Source organism: Lysobacter sp. F6437 (assembly GCF_052547215.1).
In genome coordinates, this window is the sequence record NZ_JBQWRB010000002.1 from 225,350 (window position 1) to 244,314 (window position 18,965).

Annotated in this window: 17 protein-coding genes; 13 read left to right on the forward strand and 4 right to left on the reverse strand. The window is 66.9% G+C overall.

Translation table 11 applies throughout. The annotated features are described in order from the left end of the window. Positions 1–134 precede the first annotated feature (134 nt). The 10 genes from dnaA (at position 135) to ACT9F5_RS09620 (ending at position 11,490) form a co-directional block, all read left to right on the forward strand. On the forward strand, positions 135–1,469 hold the full coding sequence (gene dnaA, locus ACT9F5_RS09575) for a chromosomal replication initiator protein DnaA (RefSeq protein ID WP_445119716.1): 1,335 nt from the start codon (positions 135–137) through the stop codon (positions 1,467–1,469). Positions 1,470–1,704: 235 nt separating this feature from the next. Further along, positions 1,705–2,805: a DNA polymerase III subunit beta gene (dnaN, locus tag ACT9F5_RS09580; protein WP_445119717.1), complete on the forward strand. Its 1,101-nt coding sequence runs from the start codon at positions 1,705–1,707 to the stop codon at positions 2,803–2,805. Positions 2,806–2,917: 112 nt separating this feature from the next. After that, on the forward strand, positions 2,918–4,066 hold the full coding sequence (gene recF, locus ACT9F5_RS09585) for a DNA replication/repair protein RecF (protein WP_445119718.1): 1,149 nt from the start codon (positions 2,918–2,920) through the stop codon (positions 4,064–4,066). Between the two features lie 155 nt (positions 4,067–4,221). Then, on the forward strand, positions 4,222–6,681 hold the full coding sequence (gyrB, locus tag ACT9F5_RS09590; RefSeq protein WP_445119719.1) for a DNA topoisomerase (ATP-hydrolyzing) subunit B: 2,460 nt from the start codon (positions 4,222–4,224) through the stop codon (positions 6,679–6,681). Positions 6,682–6,768: 87 nt separating this feature from the next. Beyond that, positions 6,769–7,575 (forward strand): M48 family metalloprotease, encoded by an 807-nt coding sequence (locus ACT9F5_RS09595; protein ID WP_445119720.1) that lies wholly within the window; start codon positions 6,769–6,771, stop codon positions 7,573–7,575. A 249-nt stretch (positions 7,576–7,824) separates the two neighbouring features. After that, on the forward strand, positions 7,825–8,940 hold the full coding sequence (locus ACT9F5_RS09600; protein ID WP_445119840.1) for a tetratricopeptide repeat protein: 1,116 nt from the start codon (positions 7,825–7,827) through the stop codon (positions 8,938–8,940). 149 nt (positions 8,941–9,089) lie between these two features. Further along, positions 9,090–9,758, forward strand: a complete 669-nt coding sequence (locus ACT9F5_RS09605; RefSeq protein ID WP_445119721.1) for a TonB family protein — start codon at positions 9,090–9,092, stop codon at positions 9,756–9,758. Between the two features lie 92 nt (positions 9,759–9,850). Beyond that, a complete protein-coding gene (locus ACT9F5_RS09610) occupies positions 9,851–10,600 on the forward strand; it encodes a MotA/TolQ/ExbB proton channel family protein (protein WP_445119722.1) in 750 nt (249 codons plus the stop codon). 35 nt (positions 10,601–10,635) lie between these two features. Continuing rightward, on the forward strand, positions 10,636–11,061 hold the full coding sequence (locus ACT9F5_RS09615) for a biopolymer transporter ExbD (protein WP_445119723.1): 426 nt from the start codon (positions 10,636–10,638) through the stop codon (positions 11,059–11,061). A gap of 15 nt (positions 11,062–11,076) precedes the next feature. Then, a complete protein-coding gene (locus ACT9F5_RS09620; RefSeq protein ID WP_445119724.1) occupies positions 11,077–11,490 on the forward strand; it encodes a biopolymer transporter ExbD in 414 nt (137 codons plus the stop codon). A gap of 129 nt (positions 11,491–11,619) precedes the next feature. On the opposite strand, the gene ACT9F5_RS09625 is transcribed toward ACT9F5_RS09620, so the two are convergent. The 3 genes from ACT9F5_RS09625 to cls are packed head-to-tail and all read right to left on the reverse strand — an operon-like array spanning position 11,620 to position 14,197. Next, the gene (locus ACT9F5_RS09625; protein WP_445119725.1) at positions 11,620–12,417 is read right to left on the reverse strand and encodes a pyridoxine 5'-phosphate synthase; all 798 of its coding nucleotides are present in this window, start codon (positions 12,415–12,417) and stop codon (positions 11,620–11,622) included. 22 nt (positions 12,418–12,439) lie between these two features. Next, entirely contained in the window at positions 12,440–12,700 is a 261-nt protein-coding gene (locus ACT9F5_RS09630; protein WP_445119726.1) for a hypothetical protein, read from the reverse strand. 48 nt (positions 12,701–12,748) lie between these two features. Beyond that, positions 12,749–14,197, reverse strand: coding sequence for a cardiolipin synthase (gene cls, locus ACT9F5_RS09635; RefSeq protein WP_445119727.1), 1,449 nt, complete (start codon positions 14,195–14,197; stop codon positions 12,749–12,751). Between the two features lie 70 nt (positions 14,198–14,267). Here cls and ACT9F5_RS09640 point away from each other — a divergent pair, with 70 nt between their 5' ends. Then, on the forward strand, positions 14,268–15,356 hold the full coding sequence (locus tag ACT9F5_RS09640) for a PA0069 family radical SAM protein (protein WP_445119728.1): 1,089 nt from the start codon (positions 14,268–14,270) through the stop codon (positions 15,354–15,356). 9 nt (positions 15,357–15,365) lie between these two features. On the opposite strand, the gene ACT9F5_RS09645 is transcribed toward ACT9F5_RS09640, so the two are convergent. Beyond that, positions 15,366–17,207, reverse strand: a complete 1,842-nt coding sequence (locus tag ACT9F5_RS09645) for an SLC13 family permease (RefSeq protein WP_445119729.1) — start codon at positions 17,205–17,207, stop codon at positions 15,366–15,368. A gap of 93 nt (positions 17,208–17,300) precedes the next feature. Between ACT9F5_RS09645 and ACT9F5_RS09650 the strand changes: the two genes are divergently transcribed. Both ACT9F5_RS09650 and ACT9F5_RS09655 read left to right on the forward strand, forming a co-directional pair. After that, positions 17,301–18,443: a PAS domain S-box protein gene (locus ACT9F5_RS09650; protein WP_445119730.1), complete on the forward strand. Its 1,143-nt coding sequence runs from the start codon at positions 17,301–17,303 to the stop codon at positions 18,441–18,443. A 20-nt stretch (positions 18,444–18,463) separates the two neighbouring features. Continuing rightward, positions 18,464–18,898 (forward strand): response regulator, encoded by a 435-nt coding sequence (locus ACT9F5_RS09655; protein ID WP_445119731.1) that lies wholly within the window; start codon positions 18,464–18,466, stop codon positions 18,896–18,898. Positions 18,899–18,965: the final 67 nt, after the last annotated feature.

Sequence of the window (18,965 nt, forward strand, 5' to 3'; positions counted from 1 at the left end):
CGTCGCGGGGCGCCGATGCCTACTTCCACCACCGGCGCGATGGTAGTCTGGGCGGCCGCATCGACCCCAAAACCTGCGCGCGCATATCGCATGCGTGGGCGGTCGCGACCTGCCGCTGGACACCAAGAAAGATTATGGACGCCTGGCCCCGCTGCCTAGAACGCCTCGAAGCCGAACTGCCCGCCGAGGACGTCCACACCTGGCTCAAGCCGTTGCAGGCCAGCCGCCGCGACGACACTACGGTGCTGTATGCGCCCAATGCGTTCGTGGTCGAGTTCGTGCGCGAGCGCTACCTGGACCGGATCCGCGAACTGCTGACGCATTTTTCCGGCAGTGACGAGGTCAGCCTCGAGGTCGGCTCGTTGCCGCGGGCCGTCGCGGCCGCGGCACCAGTCGCCGCGCCTGCCCCACCGTCGCCGGGCGTGGTGTCGCCGCTGGAATCGTTCAACGGCCACCTCGACAGCCACTACACCTTTGACAACTTCGTCGAGGGCCGCAGCAACCAACTCGGGCGCGCCGCCGCCTGGCAGGCCGCGCTCAAGCCCGGCGACCGCTCGCACAACCCGTTGCTGCTGTACGGCGGCACCGGCCTGGGCAAGACCCACCTGATGTTCGCCGCCGGCAACGCGATGCGCACCGCCAACCCCGGCACCCGGGTCATGTACCTGCGCAGCGAGCAGTTCTTCAGCGCGATGATGCGGGCGCTGCAGGACAAGGCGATGGACGGCTTCAAGCGCCAGTTCCAGCAGGTCGACGCGCTGCTGATCGACGACATCCAGTTCTTCGCCGGCAAGGACCGCACGCAGGAGGAGTTCTTCCACACCTTCAACGCGCTGTTCGACGGCAAGCAGCAGATCATCCTGACCTGCGACCGCTACCCGCGCGAGGTCGAGGGGCTGGAGCCGCGGTTGAAGTCGCGGTTGGCCTGGGGCCTGTCGGTGGCGATCGACCCGCCCGACTTCGAAACCCGCGCCCAGATCGTGCTGTCCAAGGCCAAGGAGCGCGGCGCGGTGATCCCGGAGGAAGTCGCGTTCCTGCTGGCCAAGAAGATGCGCTCCAACGTGCGCGACCTGGAGGGTGCACTCAACACCCTGACCGCACGGGCCAACTTCACCGGCCGCGCGATCAGCGCCGAGTTCGCCCAGGAAACCCTGCGCGACCTGCTGCGCTCGCAGCAGCAGTCGATCTCCATCCCCAACATCCAGAAGACCGTGGCAGACTACTACGGCCTGCAAATCAAGGACCTGTTGTCGAAACGGCGGACCCGCTCGCTGGCCCGGCCGCGCCAGATGGCGATGGCGCTGACCAAGGAGCTGACCGAGCACAGCCTGCCCGAAATCGGTGATGCGTTCGCCGGCCGCGACCACACCACCGTGCTGCATGCCTGCCGGCAGATCCGCACGTTGATGGAATCGGACGGCAAGATGCGCGAGGACTGGGAAAAGTTGATCCGCAAGCTTAGTGAGTAAGGTCTGTGCAGCGACTGGGAAGAAGTTGTGGACAACTGGACAGCCGAGCATCGCCACGAAAGTTGTCCACAGCTTGTTCCAAGGTTCAGGCGAGGGTTGTACCGGGCTTTACCGTTGGATTAAACCCAATGAAAACAAATACTTGATTCAGTTTTCCCGGGTTTTCGGCGACACCATCACCACCATGCTTTTGATTTATTCAACTCTTTTGTATTGGGCATAGGGGAAGGACCGCATGCGCTTCAGCCTGCAACGAGAAGTATTTCTCAAGCCGTTGGCCCAGGTCGTCAACGTGGTCGAACGGCGCCAGACCCTGCCGGTGCTGGCTAACCTGCTGGTCCAGGTCAGGGACGGCCAGCTGTCATTGACCGGCACCGACCTCGAGGTCGAGATGGTCTCCCGGATCGCGGTGGACGACGCCGAGGACGGCGAGACCACGATCCCGGCACGCAAACTGTTCGACATCGTCCGTGCCCTGCCCGATGGCAGCAAGGTCACGGTCAGCCAGGGCGCCGACAAGGTCACGGTGCAGGCCGGGCGCTCGCGCTTCACCCTCGCCAGCCTGCCGGCCAACGACTTCCCGTCGATCGACGAGGTCGAGGCGACCGAACGCGTGCGGGTGCCCGAGGCGACCCTGAAGGAGCTGATCGAGCGCACCGCGTTCGCGATGGCGCAGCAGGACGTGCGGTATTACCTCAATGGCCTGCTGTTCGACCTGCGCGAGGACACCCTGCGTTGCGTTGCCACCGACGGCCACCGGCTCGCCCTGTGCGAGGCGGCGTATGAGGGCAGCACCCAGGCCAAGCGCCAGATCATCGTCCCGCGCAAGGGCGTGACCGAGTTGCAGCGCCTGCTGGAAGGCGGCGACCGCGAACTGGAGCTGGAAATGGGCCGCGGCCACATCCGGGTCAAGCGCGACGACGTCACCTTCACCAGCAAACTGATCGACGGGCGTTTCCCGGACTACGAGGCGGTAATCCCGATCGGCGCCGACAAGGAAGTGAAGATCGACCGCGAGGTGCTGCGCGCCTCGCTGCAACGTGCGGCGATCCTGTCCAACGAGAAGTACCGTGGCGTGCGGATCGAGGTGTCCCCGGGCCAGCTGAAGATCAGCGCGCACAACCCCGAGCAGGAAGAGGCGCAGGAAGAAGTCGAGGCCGACACCCGGGTCGATGACCTGGCGGTGGGTTTCAACGTCAACTACCTGCTGGATGCGTTGTCGGCGTTGCGCGAGGAGCAGGTGGTGCTTGCATTGCGCGATGCCAACTCCTCGGCCCTGGTGCGCGAGGCGACGAACGACAAGTGCCGGCACGTCGTGATGCCGCTGCGCCTGTAGGAGAACGGCGCAACGTGTTCCACGTGGAACAGAGTGCAACCCCCCACACGCCCGGCCTGTCCGGGCGTGCTGGTTTCGGGGCGCGGGTTTCAATCGACGTCCGGGCACCGTCATGCAGGTAACCCGCCTGGATATCCACCAGTTCCGCCGCTTCGAGCAGGTACGGCTTTTACCCGGCGCCGGCATCAACGTGCTTGTGGGCGACAACGGTGCCGGCAAGACCAGCGTGTTGGAAGCCCTGCACCTGATGGCCTACGGGCGCAGTTTCCGCGGCCGGGTCGGTGACGGGCTGGTGCGCGACGGCGCGACGGCGTTGGAAGTATTCGTGGAGTGGCGGGAACGCCCCGGCGTTGCTCCGCGGCCTCCCCTGCCCGACCCCGGGAAACCCGCAGACGACTCGAATGACACGCTGCGCACCCGAAAGGCCGGCCTGCGCCATGCGGGACGGGACTGGGATGGTCGGCTGGATGGCTCACCGGTCGCACAGTTGGGGGAGCTTTGCGCCGCATTGGCGGTAGTCACCTTTGAACCGGGCAGCCACGCCCTGGTCAGCGGCCCCGGCGAGGTTCGTCGCCGCTACCTCGATTGGGGCCTGTTCCACGTGGAACCAACCTTCCTGCCGTTGTGGCGACGCTATTCGCGGGCGCTGAAGCAGCGCAACGCATTACTGAAAGCGCGGGCCAGCGACGCCCAGCTGGATGCCTGGGATCGCGAGCTCGCGGAGACCGGCGAACCGTTGGGGCGCCACCGCCAACACTACCTGGAGTCGCTGCAAGCTGGATTCTCCCGCCTGGGGGCAGAACTGGCGCCGGCGTTGGGACAACTGCGGTTGCAGTACCTGCCCGGCTGGCGACGCGACGAGTTGCCATTGGCGGACGCTCTGTTGTTGTCCCGGCAGCGCGACCTGCAGGCCGGCTTCACTTCGGTGGGACCGCATCGGGCCGACTGGCGGACCGAGTTCTCCACCCTTCCCGGGCGCGAAGCGCTGTCCCGGGGACAAGCCAAGCTGACGGCACTCATTGCCCTGTTCGCCCAAGCCGAACTTCATGCGGCGAGCCGCGGCGAATGGCCAGTAATCGGGTTTGACGACCTCGCCTCCGAACTGGACCGCAAACATCAAGCCCGGGTGTTGGAGTGGCTGTTGGCGAGTCAGGCGCAAGTGTTCGTAACCGGCACCGAACCACCGCCCATGCTCGAAACCCAGGAAGAAGTCGCGACTGTGTTCCACGTGGAACACGGAACAATCGAGAGGATCCGATAGGGTTTTGGGTTCCACGTGGAACATCATCCTGACAATGCGCAGAGCCACCGCGCAAGCGTCCCGGACCCCCGTCCGCTATACTCGACCCACATGTATTCAATGAGTTTCGGCGCCGCCGTGCACCCCGCGGCCGCGTCGTCGGAGCCTGCTGCGCAATGACCCAGATCGAGCAAGACCCCTCGCCGACCGATGCCCCCATCCCCACGCAGGCCTATGACTCCAGCCGGATCACCGTGCTGCGCGGGCTCGAGGCCGTGCGCAAGCGCCCGGGCATGTACATCGGCGACGTCCACGACGGCACCGGCCTGCACCATATGGTGTTCGAGGTGGTCGACAACTCGATCGACGAGGCCCTCGCCGGCCACGCCAACGAGGTTGTCGTGACCCTGCACGAGGACGGCTCGGTCGGCGTGTCCGACAATGGCCGCGGCATCCCGGTCGATATCCACAAGGAAGAGAACGTTTCCGCCGCCGAGGTCATCCTCACCGTGCTGCACGCCGGCGGCAAGTTCGACGACAACAGCTACAAGGTCTCCGGCGGCCTGCACGGCGTCGGCGTGTCGGTGGTCAACGCGCTGTCCGAGCATCTTTGGCTGGACATCTGGCGCGACGGCTTCCACTACCGCCAGGAATACTCGCTCGGAGAACCGCTGTACCCGCTCAAGCAGCTGGAAGCTTCGGACAAGCGCGGTACGTTGCTGCGCTTCAAGCCGGCGGAGGAGATCTTCACCGACGTCCAGTTCCACTACGACATCCTCGCCAAGCGCCTGCGCGAACTGTCGTTCCTTAATTCCGGGGTCCGGATCGTGCTGGCCGACGAGCGCGGCGAAGGCCGCCGCGACGTCTTCCAGTACGAGGGCGGCATCGCCTCGTTCGTCGAACACCTGGCCCAGCTCAAGACCCCGCTGCACCCGAACGTGATCTCGGTGACCGGCGAGCAGAACGGCATCACCGTCGACGTCGCGATCCAATGGACCGACGCCTACCAGGAAACCATGTTCTGCTTTACCAACAACATCCCGCAGAAGGACGGCGGCACCCACCTGATCGGGTTCCGCGCCGCCCTCACCCGCACCCTGACCAACTACATCGAGCAGAACGGCATCGCCAAGCAGGCCAAGGTCAACCTGTCCGGCGACGACATGCGCGAAGGCATGATTGCGGTGCTGTCGGTCAAGGTGCCGGACCCCAGCTTCTCCAGCCAGACCAAGGAAAAGCTAGTCTCATCCGACGTGAGACCGGTCGTTGAGCACACGTTCGGTGCACGTTTGGAGGAGTTCCTTCAGGAACACCCCAACGAGGCCAAGGCGATCGCCGGCAAGATAGTCGACGCCGCGCGTGCCCGCGAGGCCGCGCGCAAAGCCCGTGACTTGACCCGGCGCAAGGGCGCGCTGGACATCGCCGGCCTGCCCGGCAAGCTCGCCGACTGCCAGGAAAAAGACCCAGCCAAGTCCGAACTGTTCATCGTCGAGGGCGACTCCGCCGGCGGCTCGGCCAAGCAGGGCCGCAACCGCAAGACCCAGGCGATCCTGCCGTTGAAGGGCAAGATCCTCAACGTCGAGCGCGCCCGGTTCGATCGCATGCTGGCCTCCGCCGAGGTCGGCACCCTGATCACCGCGCTCGGCACCGGCATCGGCAAGGACGAGTACAACCCCGACAAGCTGCGCTACCACCGCATCATCCTGATGACCGATGCCGACGTCGACGGCAGCCACATCCGGACCCTGCTGCTGACCTTCTTCTACCGGCAGATGCCGGACCTGATCGAACGCGGCCACGTCTACATCGGCCTGCCGCCGCTGTACAAGATCAAGCAGGGCAAGAACGAGATCTACCTCAAGGACGACGCGGCGCTGGATGCATACCTTGCCGCCAACGCGATCGAGGGCGCCGCGCTGGTCCCGGCCGAAGGCGAGCCGCCGATCACCGGCAACGCACTCGAGGCGCTCCTACTGGCCTACGCCGGCGCACGCGACACCATCGCCCGCAATGCCCATCGCTACGATCCGCTGGTGCTGGAATCGCTGATCGACTTCACCCCGCTCGATGCGGAGCACCTGGCGAACAATACCGACGAGCTCCATGAACTCGAAGCGCTCGAGAAGCGGCTCAACCGCAGTGGGCTCGGCAAGCCGCGCTACTCGGTCAGCCTGCAACCCGGGACCGAAGCCCACCCGGCGGCATTGCTGGTACGGCGCACGCACATGGGCGAGCAACTGTTGCAGGTCCTGCCGCTGGCGGCGTTCGAGGGGGGCGACCTGCGCCCGTTGCGCGAGGCCGCCTCGTTGCTGCACGGACTGGTCCGCGACGGCGCCCGGATCGTCCGCGGCAACCGCGAGCAGTCGGTCGAGAGCTTCGCCGAGGCGCAGGCCTGGCTGCTCGAGGAAGCCAAGAAGGGGCGCCAGATCCAGCGTTTCAAGGGCCTGGGCGAGATGAACCCCGAGCAGCTGTGGGACACCACGGTCAACCCGGAAACCCGCCGCCTGTTGCAGGTCAGGATCGAGGACGCGGTCGCCGCCGACCAGATCTTCAGCTGCCTGATGGGCGACGTGGTCGAGCCGCGCCGCGAGTTCATCGAGGACAACGCATTGAAGGTTTCCAATCTCGACATCTAGGGTTCCGGGCCGCTTTGACGGCCTGTTCATCCGGGGCGGAATACAACTCAATCCCCCCGGAACACCGAAATGGAACAGGGAACCGCCATGAAACGACTGCTGCTTGGCCTGGTGATCGCGACCGCCGTCGCCGCGTGCGCCACCACCACCTCCCCGACCGGACGCACCCAGCGGGTCGGTGCGGTGCCCCAGCAACAGCTCAACCAGATGGGTGCCCAGGCGTTCGCCGAGTACAAGGCCAAGCTGCCGCAGAGCAACAACTCCGGCCAGACCGCCTACGTGCGCTGCGTGGTCAACACCATCACGCGTCAGTTGCCGGCCGGAAGCCAGGCGCAATGGGAGGTCGCGTTGTTCAACAACGACTCGCCCAATGCCTTCGCCCTGCCCGGCGGCAAGGTCGGTGTCTACACCGGCATCTTCAAGGTCGCGCGCAACCAGGACCAGCTGGCCGCGGTCATCGCGCATGAGATCGGCCACGTGGTCGCCCACCACCACGACGAGCGCGTCACCCGCCAGACCGGTGCGCAGGCAGGTCTCGGCATCCTCGGTGCGCTGGTGGGTTCGCAGTACGGTTCCGGCGCCGCCCAGGCCACCCAGCAACTCGGCGGCGCCGCGGTGCAGGCGGCGTTCCTGCTGCCCAACAACCGCGTGCAGGAAAGCGAGGCGGACGTGGTCGGCCAGCGATTGATGGCCCAGGCCGGCTTCGACCCACGCCAGGCGGTCGACCTGTGGCAGAACATGATCGGTGCCAGCAGCGGCAGCCGTGCGCCGGAATGGTTGTCCACCCACCCGGATCCCCAGGCCCGTATCGCCGAACTACGTGCGCGCGCGGGCGGCCTGTTGCCGACCTACGAACAAGCGCGGGCAGCTGGCAGAACGCCGGATTGTGACTAGCCACAATCTGGCGAGTGCCCGTTTCATGCTTTCGTGACGCAATCCTTTTCTGGTAGCGTTATCGCCCCTTTTGACGCATCGCCGCCCTCCTCGCTCACGAGGCGGCAGATACGAGGAATCCAGATGAATACGTCCATGGCCCGCAACTGCCTGAGGAATGCCAGCGTGCTTTCCGCCCTGCTTGTTCTGGCCGCGCCTGCCGCGGCCCAGTCGGGTCTCGAGGCGGGCAAGGCCGCCCGCGCCCAGGGAATGGCCCAACAGTCCCGCGAACTGCAGCGCGACCAGGGACGCAAGGACGGGTTCAGCGACGACGCGGCCTATCCCAATGCCACCCGCAAGGGCCCAGGCCTGCGCGCTTCCGGCCGGACCGCGAACAAGCTCGAAAAGATGATGAAGCTGTACGACGGCAAGAAAGGCGCCGAGGCACGCGTGATCGCTGACGAAATCATTGCCGCAAACGGCGCCAATGCCTTCGAGCAGGCCTACGCCGCGCAGATCGCCGCACAGGTCGCCTACGACGCCGGCGACACCGCCACCGCGGTCAAGTACTACCAGCAGGCGATCGAGCTGGACGGTCTCGACAACACCGCCCACTACAACGTGATGTTGAACCTCGCCCAGCTGCAGCAGGCCGCCGGCCAGCCGGACGCATCGCTGGCGACCTATGACCGCTTCTTCAGCGAGACCAAAAGCCAGCAACCCGAGCATCTGATGATGAAGGGCCAGGCGCTGTACCTGATGAAGCGCTACCCCGAGGCCGCGACGGTGATGAAGCAGGCGATCGACGCCAGCGCCGATCCCAAGCCGGAATGGCAGGCCCTGCTGATGCAGGCCTACGCCGAGGGCGGCCAAGGCGACCAGGCGGTGGTGATGGCCGAGAAGGTCGCCGCCGCCAAGCCCGACGACAAGCGCGCACAGATGAACCTGGCGATCATCTACCAGCAAGCGGGCATGACCGACAAGGCGACCGCGGTGCTGGAGAAGCTGCGCACCGGCGGCAAGCTGACCGAGGCGGCCGAGTACCAGCAGCTGTACGCGACCTACATCAATCTGGACGGTCACGAGAAGCAGGCCGTCGAGGTGATCCAGGACGGCCTGCAGAAGGGTATCCTCAAGCCCGACTTCAACACCTACGTCGCGCTGGCGCAGGGCTACTACTTCTCCGACCAGCCGGGACCCGCGATCGAGGCCTACCAGAAGGCGGCTCCGCTCGACGACGACGGAGAAACCTACCTCAACCTGGCCAAGGTCCTGGTCAACGAGGGCCGCACCGCCGAGGCGCAGGCCGCTGCCAAGCAGGCGCTGGCCAAGGGCGTCAAGAAGCCGGAGCAGGCCAACTCGATCATCGCGTTGCCGGGAAGCTAACGGCATCACGAAACCCCCAACTTCCGCTTGGAACCAGAGGCGGAGTTTGGTATATCCTACGAGGTTCCCGCGGCCGTAAAGGCGCAGGAGCCAGAAACGGCCCGCGGCGCCAACGGCGTCCGGCCCCCCTTCCCCGAGCTGACGGCGCAATGACGCAAGACTTGGAAAACCACGCTAAGAAACAAGACGACCGCGAAGGGTTGAACTGGCCGCGTATCGCCGGTATGACCATGGCGCTCGCCGTGCATGGAGCGGTGTTGCTGCTGCTGCTTGCGCCGATGGCTCCGCCGCAGACAGACAAGGCGGAGGAAGAGGTGACCTTGGTGAACATCATCAAGCCGCCGCCACCGCCACCGCCGCCGCCGCCGCCGCCGCCGGAACCGCCGAAGCCGATCACTCCGCCGAAGGAGTTGTCGCCGCCAAAGCCGACCCCGCTGCCGCCGCCGCCCGATCCGCCGCCGGTGGTGTTCGACGACCCGAGCCCGGTCGACGTGCCGGCTCCGCCGCCGGCCCCGCCGGCGCCCCCGGCCCCGCAGGACACCCTCGGCTCGGTCGATCCGTCGTCCAGGTCGCGCAATCCGCCGAAGTATCCGCCGAGCGCGCTGCGTGCGCAGATCGAGGGCACGGTGATCCTGGTGATCAGCATCGATGCCCAAGGCAACGTCATCGACATTGAAGTCGAGAAATCCAGTCGCAACCGCGATCTGGATCGCGCCGCGGTCGAAGCGGCACGCAAGTGGGCCTTCAACCCGCAGGTCGAGAATGGCGTCGCCGTTGCAAGCCGGGTCCGCGTCCCGGTCGATTTCAACCTCAACTGACGTCGCATCGGTTCACACCCGATACCCGCCGGTCGAGTCACAGTTGCTGTACTGAGTAGTCCCTTCTTCCACGACATCCATAGGTAAGCATCATGCTTCAGGAAACCACCACTGCTGCTGCTGGAGGCAACAACGCCGCAGCATTCGAGCAAATGAGCTTCGGTCACATGATCCAGAACTTCGATCTGATGGCATGGATCGTGGCCATTACCCTGCTGATCTTCTCGGTCCTGTCGGTTTACTGGATCGTGATCAACTTCATCAAGAACATGCGCCTGCGCGCCAGTTCCGAGCGCGTGATGAGCACGTTCTGGGAAACCTCCAACGCGCAGGATGCGATCCGCTACATGGAAGAGCAGAAGCGCAGCGAGCCGTTCTCCAAGATCGCGCTTGACGCCGCCCAGGCCGCGGCCCACCACCAGCGCAACGAAGGTTCGCGCCTGGTCGAGTCGCTGAACCGCTCCGAGTTCGTCGATCGCGCCCTGCGCCAGGCCGTGACCCGCGAGTCGATGAAGCTCGAGTCCGGCATGACCCTGCTCGCAACCGTCGGTGCGACCGCACCGTTCGTCGGCCTGCTCGGTACCGTCTGGGGCATCTACAACGCCCTGATCCGCATCGGCATCAGCGGCAATGCGTCGATCGACGCGGTCGCCGGTCCGGTCGGCGAGGCCCTGATCATGACCGCGGCCGGTCTGTTCGTGGCGATCCCGGCGGTGCTGGCGTACAACTTCTTCAACCGCACCAACCGCCTGACCAACAGCAAGTTCGATACCTTCGCCCACGACCTGCACGACTTCTTCGCGACCGGTTCGCGCGTCGGCGAGCAGGCTGTCAAGCGCTGATCGACGTCGTCACCCAAGCTTAGTCGGAGTTCGGTATGGCCTTCAGTTCAGGCAACGAAAGCGGCGGCCCGATGGCCGAAATCAACGTCACGCCGCTGGTCGACGTGATGCTGGTGCTGCTGATCATCTTCATGATCACCGCGCCGTTGATGTCGCACAAAGTACAGGTCGAGTTGCCGGAGGCAAATCTGGATACCCGGGACCAGCTGGCCCCGGAGGTGCCGCCGATCACGTTGGCGATCACCCAGGACGGCAAGGTGTTCTGGAACGACGAACCGGTGACCACGCAACTGCTCGAAAGCCGCCTGTCGGTCGAAGCGCAGAAGACGCCCCAGCCGCAGATCAATGTTCGCGGCGACAAGACCACCAAGTACCGCACCGTCAGGGAAGTGGTCGACATTGCCCAGAAGCAGGGCATGCGCAAGGTTGGTTTCGTCGCGATCAAGGATCGCTCCAACTAGTCCGGAGACCCGAACATGGCTTTCAGTTCCAACTCCAGCGGCGGCGCGATGGCCGACATCAACGTGACGCCGCTGGTCGACGTCATGCTGGTGCTGCTGATCATCTTCATGGTGACCGCGCCGATCGCCTCGTACCCGATCGAGGTCAACCTGCCGCAGCGCACCACCGCGCCGCCGCCGCAGACCGAGCCGCCACCGCCGATCAGGCTGCGCATCGACGCGGCGGGCCAGATCTTCTGGAACGACTCGCCGTACCCGATTTCGACGATCGAGAGCATGATGCGCGAGACGGTCCAGCGTGACCCGACCAACCAGCCGCAGCTCGAGATCGACACCAACGCGGATGCCGATTACGGGATCCTGGCGAAGGTGCTAGCACATGCCAAGAACGCGGACATGAAGAAGATCGGGTTCGTCGAGAACGACTGATCGAAGCAGCACACGCACCGCTATACAAGATGCTTGTCGTGAATTGGAAACGCCGCCTTCGGGCGGCGTTTTTTTGTCCGGGTTTTCCGTGTCCACCAGGCGGGCATTCCCGGAGGGTGTCCCTGGCGGTCAGCGACGGGTGGAAGAGCCCATCGGGCCCTCGCCCGTCCGCGCAAGGATCGCCAGGTAGCCACGCACCGTCGCGGCGAGCCCGTCATGCAGCGCCTCGCTGATCAGGGCGTGGCCGATGGATACCTCGAGCGTCCCCGGCACCGCCTGCAGGAACGCGCCGAGGTTGGCCTGGCTCAGGTCGTGGCCGGCATTGACACCGAGTCCGGCGGCCTGCGCGCGACGGGCGATCTCGCCGAAACGCGCGAGCATCGACGCTGCGGAGCCGGCGGCAAGGGCGTCGGCGTACGGCCCGGTGTACAGCTCGATGCGGTCGGCCCCGGTGTCGGCGGCGGCTTCGACGGCCGCGGCATCCGGCTCGACATGCGCATTGGCGAACAGGCTTACCCGGCAGCCGAGGTCCTGCAGGCGTGCCACCAGAGGTCGCAGGCGCGCGCCGTCGCGATGGAAATCGAAACCGTGGTCGGAGGTCAGCTGGCCGTCGCCGTCGGGCACGAGGGTGGCCTGGGCCGGTCGCGCCTGTTCGCACAACGCGATGAAACCCGGGTAGCCGGGCCGCGGCGGCGCGAACGGATTGCCCTCGAGGTTGAACTCGACGCCGCGCGCGCGGGTCAGTCCGGCCAGCGCCCCCACGTCGTCCGCGCGGATGTGGCGTGCGTCCGGCCGTGGGTGGACGGTGATGCCGTGGGCGCCGGCATCGAGGCAGATGCGGGCGGCCTCGACCACGTCGGGCCCGCTGCCACCGCGTGAATTGCGCAGCACCGCGATCTTGTTGACGTTGACGCTCAGGACGGTCATGGCGTGTGGAGCCGGCCGCGGGTCAGCCCTGGCCCGGCTCGGCCTGGCCGGCCGCGAGCCTGCGGGCCTCGGCCTGTGCCCGCAGCTGTTGCAGCTCCAGCGGATCCAGCATCGGGCCGTCGCCGCCACTGTGACGGTCGATCCGGCGCGACAGCAATTGCATCAACCCCGCAAGGGCCAGCACCAGCGCAGCAGCCAGGCCGCCCAGCAAAACGGCCACCGAAGTGGTGGTGAACGCGATCACCAGCGCGATCACGGCTAACAGGAACAGCAACCAGGGCATGGGACGCTCCGCGAGGCAGGCAGCGGCAGTTTAGCGGGGCCCGCGGCGTCACAACAACGGCGACACCAGCCGTGCCAGCGCCTCCGGCACCCGGGTGCGCCACAGCGGTCGGTCACGGTCGTCACGAACGCGTATCGAACGGCCGCACTCATGCTCGATCAGCCCGGACAGGCCATCGACCAGGCCCGGGTCGCGGAACAGCACCGACACCTCGAAGTTGAGCCGGAAGCTGCGGTTGTCGAAGTTGGCGCTGCCGATGATCGCGAGGTCGTCGTCGCACAGCAGTGCCTTGGTATGCAGCAGCCGCGGCCCGTACTCGTAGATGCGCACGCCGGCGGCAAGCAGGTCGTCGAAATAGGAGCGCGCCGCGTAGGTCACCAGCCGGCTGTCGCTGAGCTTCGGGACCAGCAGGCGAACGTCGAGCCCGCCCAGTGCGGCCGAGGTCAGCGACATCATCGCCGCCTCGCCGGGCACGAAGTAGGGCGTGACCAGCCACACGCGTTCGCGGGCGGCATGGATCGCGCCGACGTGCAACCGGTGGATCGCCTCCCACGACGAATCCGGCCCCGACACCAGCACCTGCGCGGCGACCGGCCCGGGCCGTGGAGCGGGCACCGGCAGCCGCAGCGGCGGCTGGGCGGTGGCGTAGGTCCAGTCCTCGACGAACACCAGCTGCAGCGAACGCACGATGTCGCCCTCCAGCCGCACGTGCAGGTCGCGGTAGGCATCGTCGCGCAAGCGCTCGTCCTGCGCGTCGGTGATGTTGATGCCGCCGGTGAAACCGACTTCGCCATCGACCACGAGGATCTTGCGGTGGCTGCGCAGGTTCAGCCACGGGCGCTTCCAGGGGCGCAGCCAAACCCAGCGCAGCCGCATCGGATGGAACCACGCCACCTCGCCGCCGGCATCCACCAGCGGCTTGAGGAAGCTGCGCGAGACCTTGCCCGAACCGACCGCGTCGAGCAGCAGCCGGACCTGGACCCCGGCGCGGGCGCGCTCGACCAGCGCGTCGCGCAATGCGGTGCCGGTGCGGTCCGGCAGGTAGATGTAGTACTCCAGGTGCACGTGCGCGCGTGCGGCCGCAACGGCCGCGAGCAGGGCGTCGTAGGTGGCGGCGCCGTCGATCAGCAACTGCGCGCGGGTCGCGGTGCTCGGCGGCAGGCCGGTGGTGGCCTGCGCGACCCGGGCCAGCTCGATCGCTTCGGCGCTGGGCGCCAGTCCAGCCGGCGGGGGCGGCAACGCCGCACGTGCGCGGACCCGGCGCAGGCGTTGTCGCTTGATCCGCTGCGGGCCGAAGACGTAATAGATCAGGAAGCCGAGGTAGGGCAGGGCGGCCAGGCTGATCAGCCAGCTCAGCGTGGCCGCCGGGGCACGCTTCTGCAGCACGATCCACAGGCCGAGCCAGACCACGTAGGCGGCCCAGCCGACGGCCAGGTAAACGCCGAGGTGCTCGATCGAGACAAGGCGGTGCCACAGATCGAACAGGACGTCGGGCATGGGTTGCGGATCCCTGAATGATTCATTGCCCGTCGCTTGCGATGCGACGCGGTCGTCCTAGGCTAAGTGCATGGACGATGCCCGCAAAGCCCAGGCGCCGATCAAGGGCCGTGGCGCCGCCTCGTACGTGACCGGACGCTACGCGGTGACCGACGCGGTCGGCGTCGACGACGGCTGGGGTTCGGTTTACGAGGACCTGGCGGAGGCGCCACGGCCCAGAACCGAGGTCACCGAGGAGCGCGCGCGCAGCGTGGTCAGCCGCAACGACTCGCCCGATGTCGGTTTCAGCCAGTCGGTCAACCCGTACCGCGGTTGCGAGCACGGTTGCGTGTACTGTTTCGCGCGGCCGTCGCATGCTTACCTGGAGTTGTCGCCGGGGCTGGATTTCGAGACCCGGCTGTTCGCCAAGACCAATGCCGCCGAACGCCTGCGCACCGAGCTCGCGCGGCGCAACTACCGGCCGTCGCCGATCGCGCTGGGCATCAACACCGACGCCTACCAGCCGATCGAGCGCCGCTACGGGATCACCCGGTCGGTGCTCGAGGTGCTGGCCGAATGCCGGCATCCGGTCAGCTTCGTCACCAAGGGCGCGATGATCGAGCGCGACCTCGACCTGCTGTCGTCGATGGCGCGCGACCGGCTGGTCAGCGTGTACTTCTCGATCACCACGCTCGACAACCGGCTGGCGTCGCGGATGGAACCGCGGGCCTCGGCACCGCACGCGAAGTTGCGGGCGATGCGGGCGCTGGCCGATGCCGGCGTGCCGGTCGGGGTGATGGTCGCACCGGTGGTGCCGATGATCACCGACAGCGAGCTGGAACGCATCCTGGAGGCGGCGCACGCACATGGTGCCCGCGCCGCCGGCTACGTACTGCTGCGGCTGCCGCACGAGCTCAAGCAGGTCTGGCGCGAGTGGCTGGAACTGCACTATCCGGAACGCGCCGCGCACGTCATGAGCCTGCTGCGGCAGATGCACGGCGGCAAGGATTACGACGCCGCGTTCGGCCGGCGCATGCGCGGGGAGGGGCCATTCGCAGACCTGATCGCGCAACGGTTCGCCAAGGCCCACAAGCGACTCGGATTTGGCCGCTTGCCGCCGCTGGACAGCTCCACGTTCATCGCGCCACGCACGTCGTCGCCGCAAGGCGAACTGTTCTGAGCGGCGAAATCAACCGCCAAGGCCCGGCAGCAGCGGGCCGCCAAGCCACAGCCATCGCGTCATCCAAGCGGATACGAACGCGACCATCACCGTCAGCGGCACCCCGACCCGCACGAAATCGCCGAAGCGATATTGCCCCGGTCCGAGGATCAGCAGGTTGCCGTGGTGGCCGATCGGAGTCAGGAACGCAACCACCGCGCCCAGCGCGGTACATACCACGAACGGTGTCGGCGCCAGTCCCAGCGATTGCGCCAGCTCGACCGCAATCGGCCCCAGCAGCACCGTGGTCGCCGAGTCCGACAGGATCTGGGTCAGCAACGCGGCCATCGTGAACAACACCAGCAATACCGCCAGTACCGGCCAGCCGGCCACTACCTCGCGCAAGCCCAGCGCGAGCAACTGCGCGGTGCCGGTCTGTTCCATCGCGATGCCGAGCGGGATCACCCCGGCGATCATCACGAACACCCGCACGTCGATCTCGCGGTAGGCCTGGCCGATATCGACGCAACGGGTCGCGACGGTCGCGACCGCACCGAGCATGAAGGCCAGCGGCACCGGCAGCCATTCGGTCACCGCCGCGATGATGGTCAACCCGAGGATCGCCAGCGCCAGCGGTGCGCGCACGCGGCGCTTGGCTTCACCGGAAAACGGCACCAGCATCAGGAAGCCGTGGTGGGTGGCCAGCTCGGCGAAGCGCTCGGGCTTGCCCCACAGCACCAGCAGGTCGCCCTCGCGCAGACGCGCATCGGCCAGCCGCGGGGTCATCGCCGCGCCGCGTCGCCACAGCCCGGCGATCACCGCCTTGAACTGACGCGAGAAGTCGATCTCGCGGATGCTGCGGCCGATGAACTCGGAACCCGGCGCGACCACTGCCTGCACCAGCTGGTAGTCGCCGTCGCTGTCGGTGTCCTCGCCGGTGCGGGCGCCGAACTTGGCGATCGGGTACAGCTCCAGCCCGGTGTCGTCGTGCAGCGACGCCAGCGCGTCCGCCGACGCTTCCACCAGCAACACATCACCGCTGATCAGCGGGCTGCTCGGGCCGAGGTCGGGCCGCATGCGACCGTCGCGCAACCAGCCGATCATGCGGAACTTGTCACCCAGCGCCTTCTGCAATTCGGCCAGCGGCCGGGTGCTCCAGCGCGAGCCTTCGGGCACCACCAGCTCGGTGCGGTAGCGGTCCAGCCGCAGGTATTCGTCGTCGCCCGAGGTGCCGCTGCGCTTGGGCAGCAGCCACCGCGCCAGCAGCATGTAGACGATGCCCAGCACCACCAGCGCGACGCCGATCGGGGTGATCGAGAAGATCCCCAGGCCCTCCGCGCCGGTGCGTTCGAGCAGGTTGTCGGCCAGCAGGAACGCCGGCGCGCTGACCAGCGTCAGGCAGGTGCCCAGCGATGCCGCCAGCGACATCGGCATCAGCAGCCGCGATGCCGACAGGCCGTTCTTCTTCGCGAAGCGGGTCAGGATCGGCAGCATCATCGCCGTCACCATCACGTGGTGGGTGAACGACGCCATTGCCGCGACCGCCGGCATCGTCACCGCGATCGCGCGCCCCTCGCTCCTGCCCGATGCGCGCCCGATCCACTGGCCGATGTGTTCGGTGATGCCGGTCGCGGCCAGTCCGCCGGATATCACGAACACCGCGGCCACGATGATCGCCGGCTCGCTCGCGAAGCCCGACAGCGCCTGCTCCGGGTCCAGCACGCCGGCGATCACCATCGCCAGCAGGACCACCATTGCCGACACGTCGATGCGCAGCCGTTCGCTGATGAACAGATACAGCGCGCCGGCCAGGATCAACAGGAACAGGATCTGGTCGAACGTGATCTGCTGGAGCACGTAGGGTAGGTCCATGCCGGCATTGTGCAATGGAACCGCATGCGAGTTGCATCCACTGCCCCGTCACGGCGACAACGGCTAGACTTGGAACCAAACCCGGTGCCCGCGATGCCCCCAGTTCCTGCCCACCAACCTGGAGACGATTGCTTCCGGTTGGCCATGGCGGCCTCCGGGATCGGCATGGCGATCGTCGACCTCGACCGCCGCTGGGTCGAGGTCAATCCCGCATTCGAACGCATGTTCGGTTACAGCGCCGACGAGCTGGTCGGTCGTCCCGCGGCGGAGTTCACCCATCCCGACGACATCGAACGCTCACGGCAGGCGCTGGACGACCTCGTCGCCGGCCGGATCGAGTTCATCGACGCGCCCAAGCGCTACCTGCACCGCGACGGCAAGACCATCTGGGCGCATGCCAACGTCGCGGTGATGCGCGACGCCGGGGGCGTGCCGCTGCTGCTGCTGGTGCAGGTGCGCGATGTCAGCGCCGAGCGCGAGGCCGGGAACGTGCTGCGCGCGAACGCCGAAGCCCGCGCCAACGCCGCGGATGCCTCCGACCGCCACTTGCAGATGTTTGCCGACTCGGTGGCGCACGACCTGCGTGCACCGCTGCGCTCGATCGAGAGTTTCTCGGGGCTGCTGGCCAAGCGCGCCGGCGAACAGCTCGACGAGACCGGCCGCGACTACCTCGAGCGCATCCGCAACGCCGCCTCGCGCATGAGCAGCCTGCTGGCCGCGCTGGCCGACCTGTCGCACGCCACCCGTGTCGAACTCAAGCCGGGCCCGGTCGACCTGAGCCTGCTGGCCGACTGGGTACTGGCGGATCTGCAGGAAGCCGAACCCGGGCGCGTGGTGCGGGCGCAGGTGCAGCCGGGTCTCTTGGCCCATGGCGACGAACGCCTGCTCAAGTTGCTGCTGGAGCAACTGCTGCACAATGCCTGGAAGTTCGCGCAGGGCCGCAGCGAGGCGAGGATCGAGGTCGGTGGCAGCAGCGATGCAGGCGGCGTGCAGCTGTTCGTGCGCGACAACGGCAGCGGTTTCGACATGCGCTACGCGCCCAAGCTGTTCCAGCCGTTCCAGCGGCTGCACGGGCCGGACGAGGGCGGTGGCCACGGCCTCGGCCTGGCGATCGCGCAACGCATCGCCGAACGCCACCATGGATATCTTCGCGCCGAGTCGGAACCCGATGTCGGCAGCACCTTTCACCTCGACTTGCCGGCTGGCGACGGATCATCCAGTCGCGCCGAGCCATAGAGAGACGGACACCACCCGTGATGCACAAGGAAATCCTGCTGGTCGAAGACAACCCCGACGACGTCGAGCTGACCCGGCTCGCATTCGACGAGGCCAAGATCGCCAACCGCCTGGTGGTGGTCGGCGACGGCGCCGAGGCGCTGGACTACCTCTTCGCCCAGGGTCGGCATGCCGGTCGCGATCCCAACGACCTGCCCTCGATCGTGCTGCTCGACCTCAACCTGCCCAAGGTCGATGGTCGCGAAGTGTTGCAGGCGGTGCGCGCCAACGAGGCCACCCGCACGCTGCCGGTGGTGGTGCTGACCACCAGCACCGAGCCGTTCGACGTCGAGGCCAGCTACGCACTCGGGGTCAACAGCTACATCCAGAAGCCGGTCGACTTCGAGCAGTTCGTGTGGGCGGTCAAGCAGGTCGGGCTGTACTGGCTGGTGCTCAACCACCCGCGCGAGGCCTGACCGCGCCGGGCCACCGTCCCCGGGTGGCATGTACCGTAAGTGGCTCGCCGGCGTAGCAACCTCGTTA

What these genes read in the sequence shown, in the direction of transcription:
- ACT9F5_RS09625 (WP_445119725.1), bottom strand. Translation starts at nt 12,417, where the DNA reads ATGACCGTCCTGAGCGTCAACGTCAACAAGATCGCGGTGCTGCGCAAT.
- ACT9F5_RS09595 (WP_445119720.1), top strand. Translation starts at nt 6,769, where the DNA reads ATGAAACGACTGCTGCTTGGCCTGGTGATCGCGACCGCCGTCGCCGCG.
- ACT9F5_RS09630 (WP_445119726.1), bottom strand. Translation starts at nt 12,700, where the DNA reads ATGCCCTGGTTGCTGTTCCTGTTAGCCGTGATCGCGCTGGTGATCGCG.
- gyrB (WP_445119719.1), top strand. Translation starts at nt 4,222, where the DNA reads ATGACCCAGATCGAGCAAGACCCCTCGCCGACCGATGCCCCCATCCCC.
- ACT9F5_RS09600 (WP_445119840.1), top strand. Translation starts at nt 7,825, where the DNA reads ATGGCCCAACAGTCCCGCGAACTGCAGCGCGACCAGGGACGCAAGGAC.
- dnaN (WP_445119717.1), top strand. Translation starts at nt 1,705, where the DNA reads ATGCGCTTCAGCCTGCAACGAGAAGTATTTCTCAAGCCGTTGGCCCAG.
- ACT9F5_RS09620 (WP_445119724.1), top strand. Translation starts at nt 11,077, where the DNA reads ATGGCTTTCAGTTCCAACTCCAGCGGCGGCGCGATGGCCGACATCAAC.
- ACT9F5_RS09655 (WP_445119731.1), top strand. Translation starts at nt 18,464, where the DNA reads ATGCACAAGGAAATCCTGCTGGTCGAAGACAACCCCGACGACGTCGAG.
- ACT9F5_RS09605 (WP_445119721.1), top strand. Translation starts at nt 9,090, where the DNA reads ATGACGCAAGACTTGGAAAACCACGCTAAGAAACAAGACGACCGCGAA.
- ACT9F5_RS09640 (WP_445119728.1), top strand. Translation starts at nt 14,268, where the DNA reads ATGGACGATGCCCGCAAAGCCCAGGCGCCGATCAAGGGCCGTGGCGCC.
- dnaA (WP_445119716.1), top strand. Translation starts at nt 135, where the DNA reads ATGGACGCCTGGCCCCGCTGCCTAGAACGCCTCGAAGCCGAACTGCCC.
- recF (WP_445119718.1), top strand. Translation starts at nt 2,918, where the DNA reads ATGCAGGTAACCCGCCTGGATATCCACCAGTTCCGCCGCTTCGAGCAG.
- cls (WP_445119727.1), bottom strand. Translation starts at nt 14,197, where the DNA reads ATGCCCGACGTCCTGTTCGATCTGTGGCACCGCCTTGTCTCGATCGAG.
- ACT9F5_RS09650 (WP_445119730.1), top strand. Translation starts at nt 17,301, where the DNA reads ATGCCCCCAGTTCCTGCCCACCAACCTGGAGACGATTGCTTCCGGTTG.
- ACT9F5_RS09645 (WP_445119729.1), bottom strand. Translation starts at nt 17,207, where the DNA reads ATGGACCTACCCTACGTGCTCCAGCAGATCACGTTCGACCAGATCCTG.
- ACT9F5_RS09615 (WP_445119723.1), top strand. Translation starts at nt 10,636, where the DNA reads ATGGCCTTCAGTTCAGGCAACGAAAGCGGCGGCCCGATGGCCGAAATC.
- ACT9F5_RS09610 (WP_445119722.1), top strand. Translation starts at nt 9,851, where the DNA reads ATGCTTCAGGAAACCACCACTGCTGCTGCTGGAGGCAACAACGCCGCA.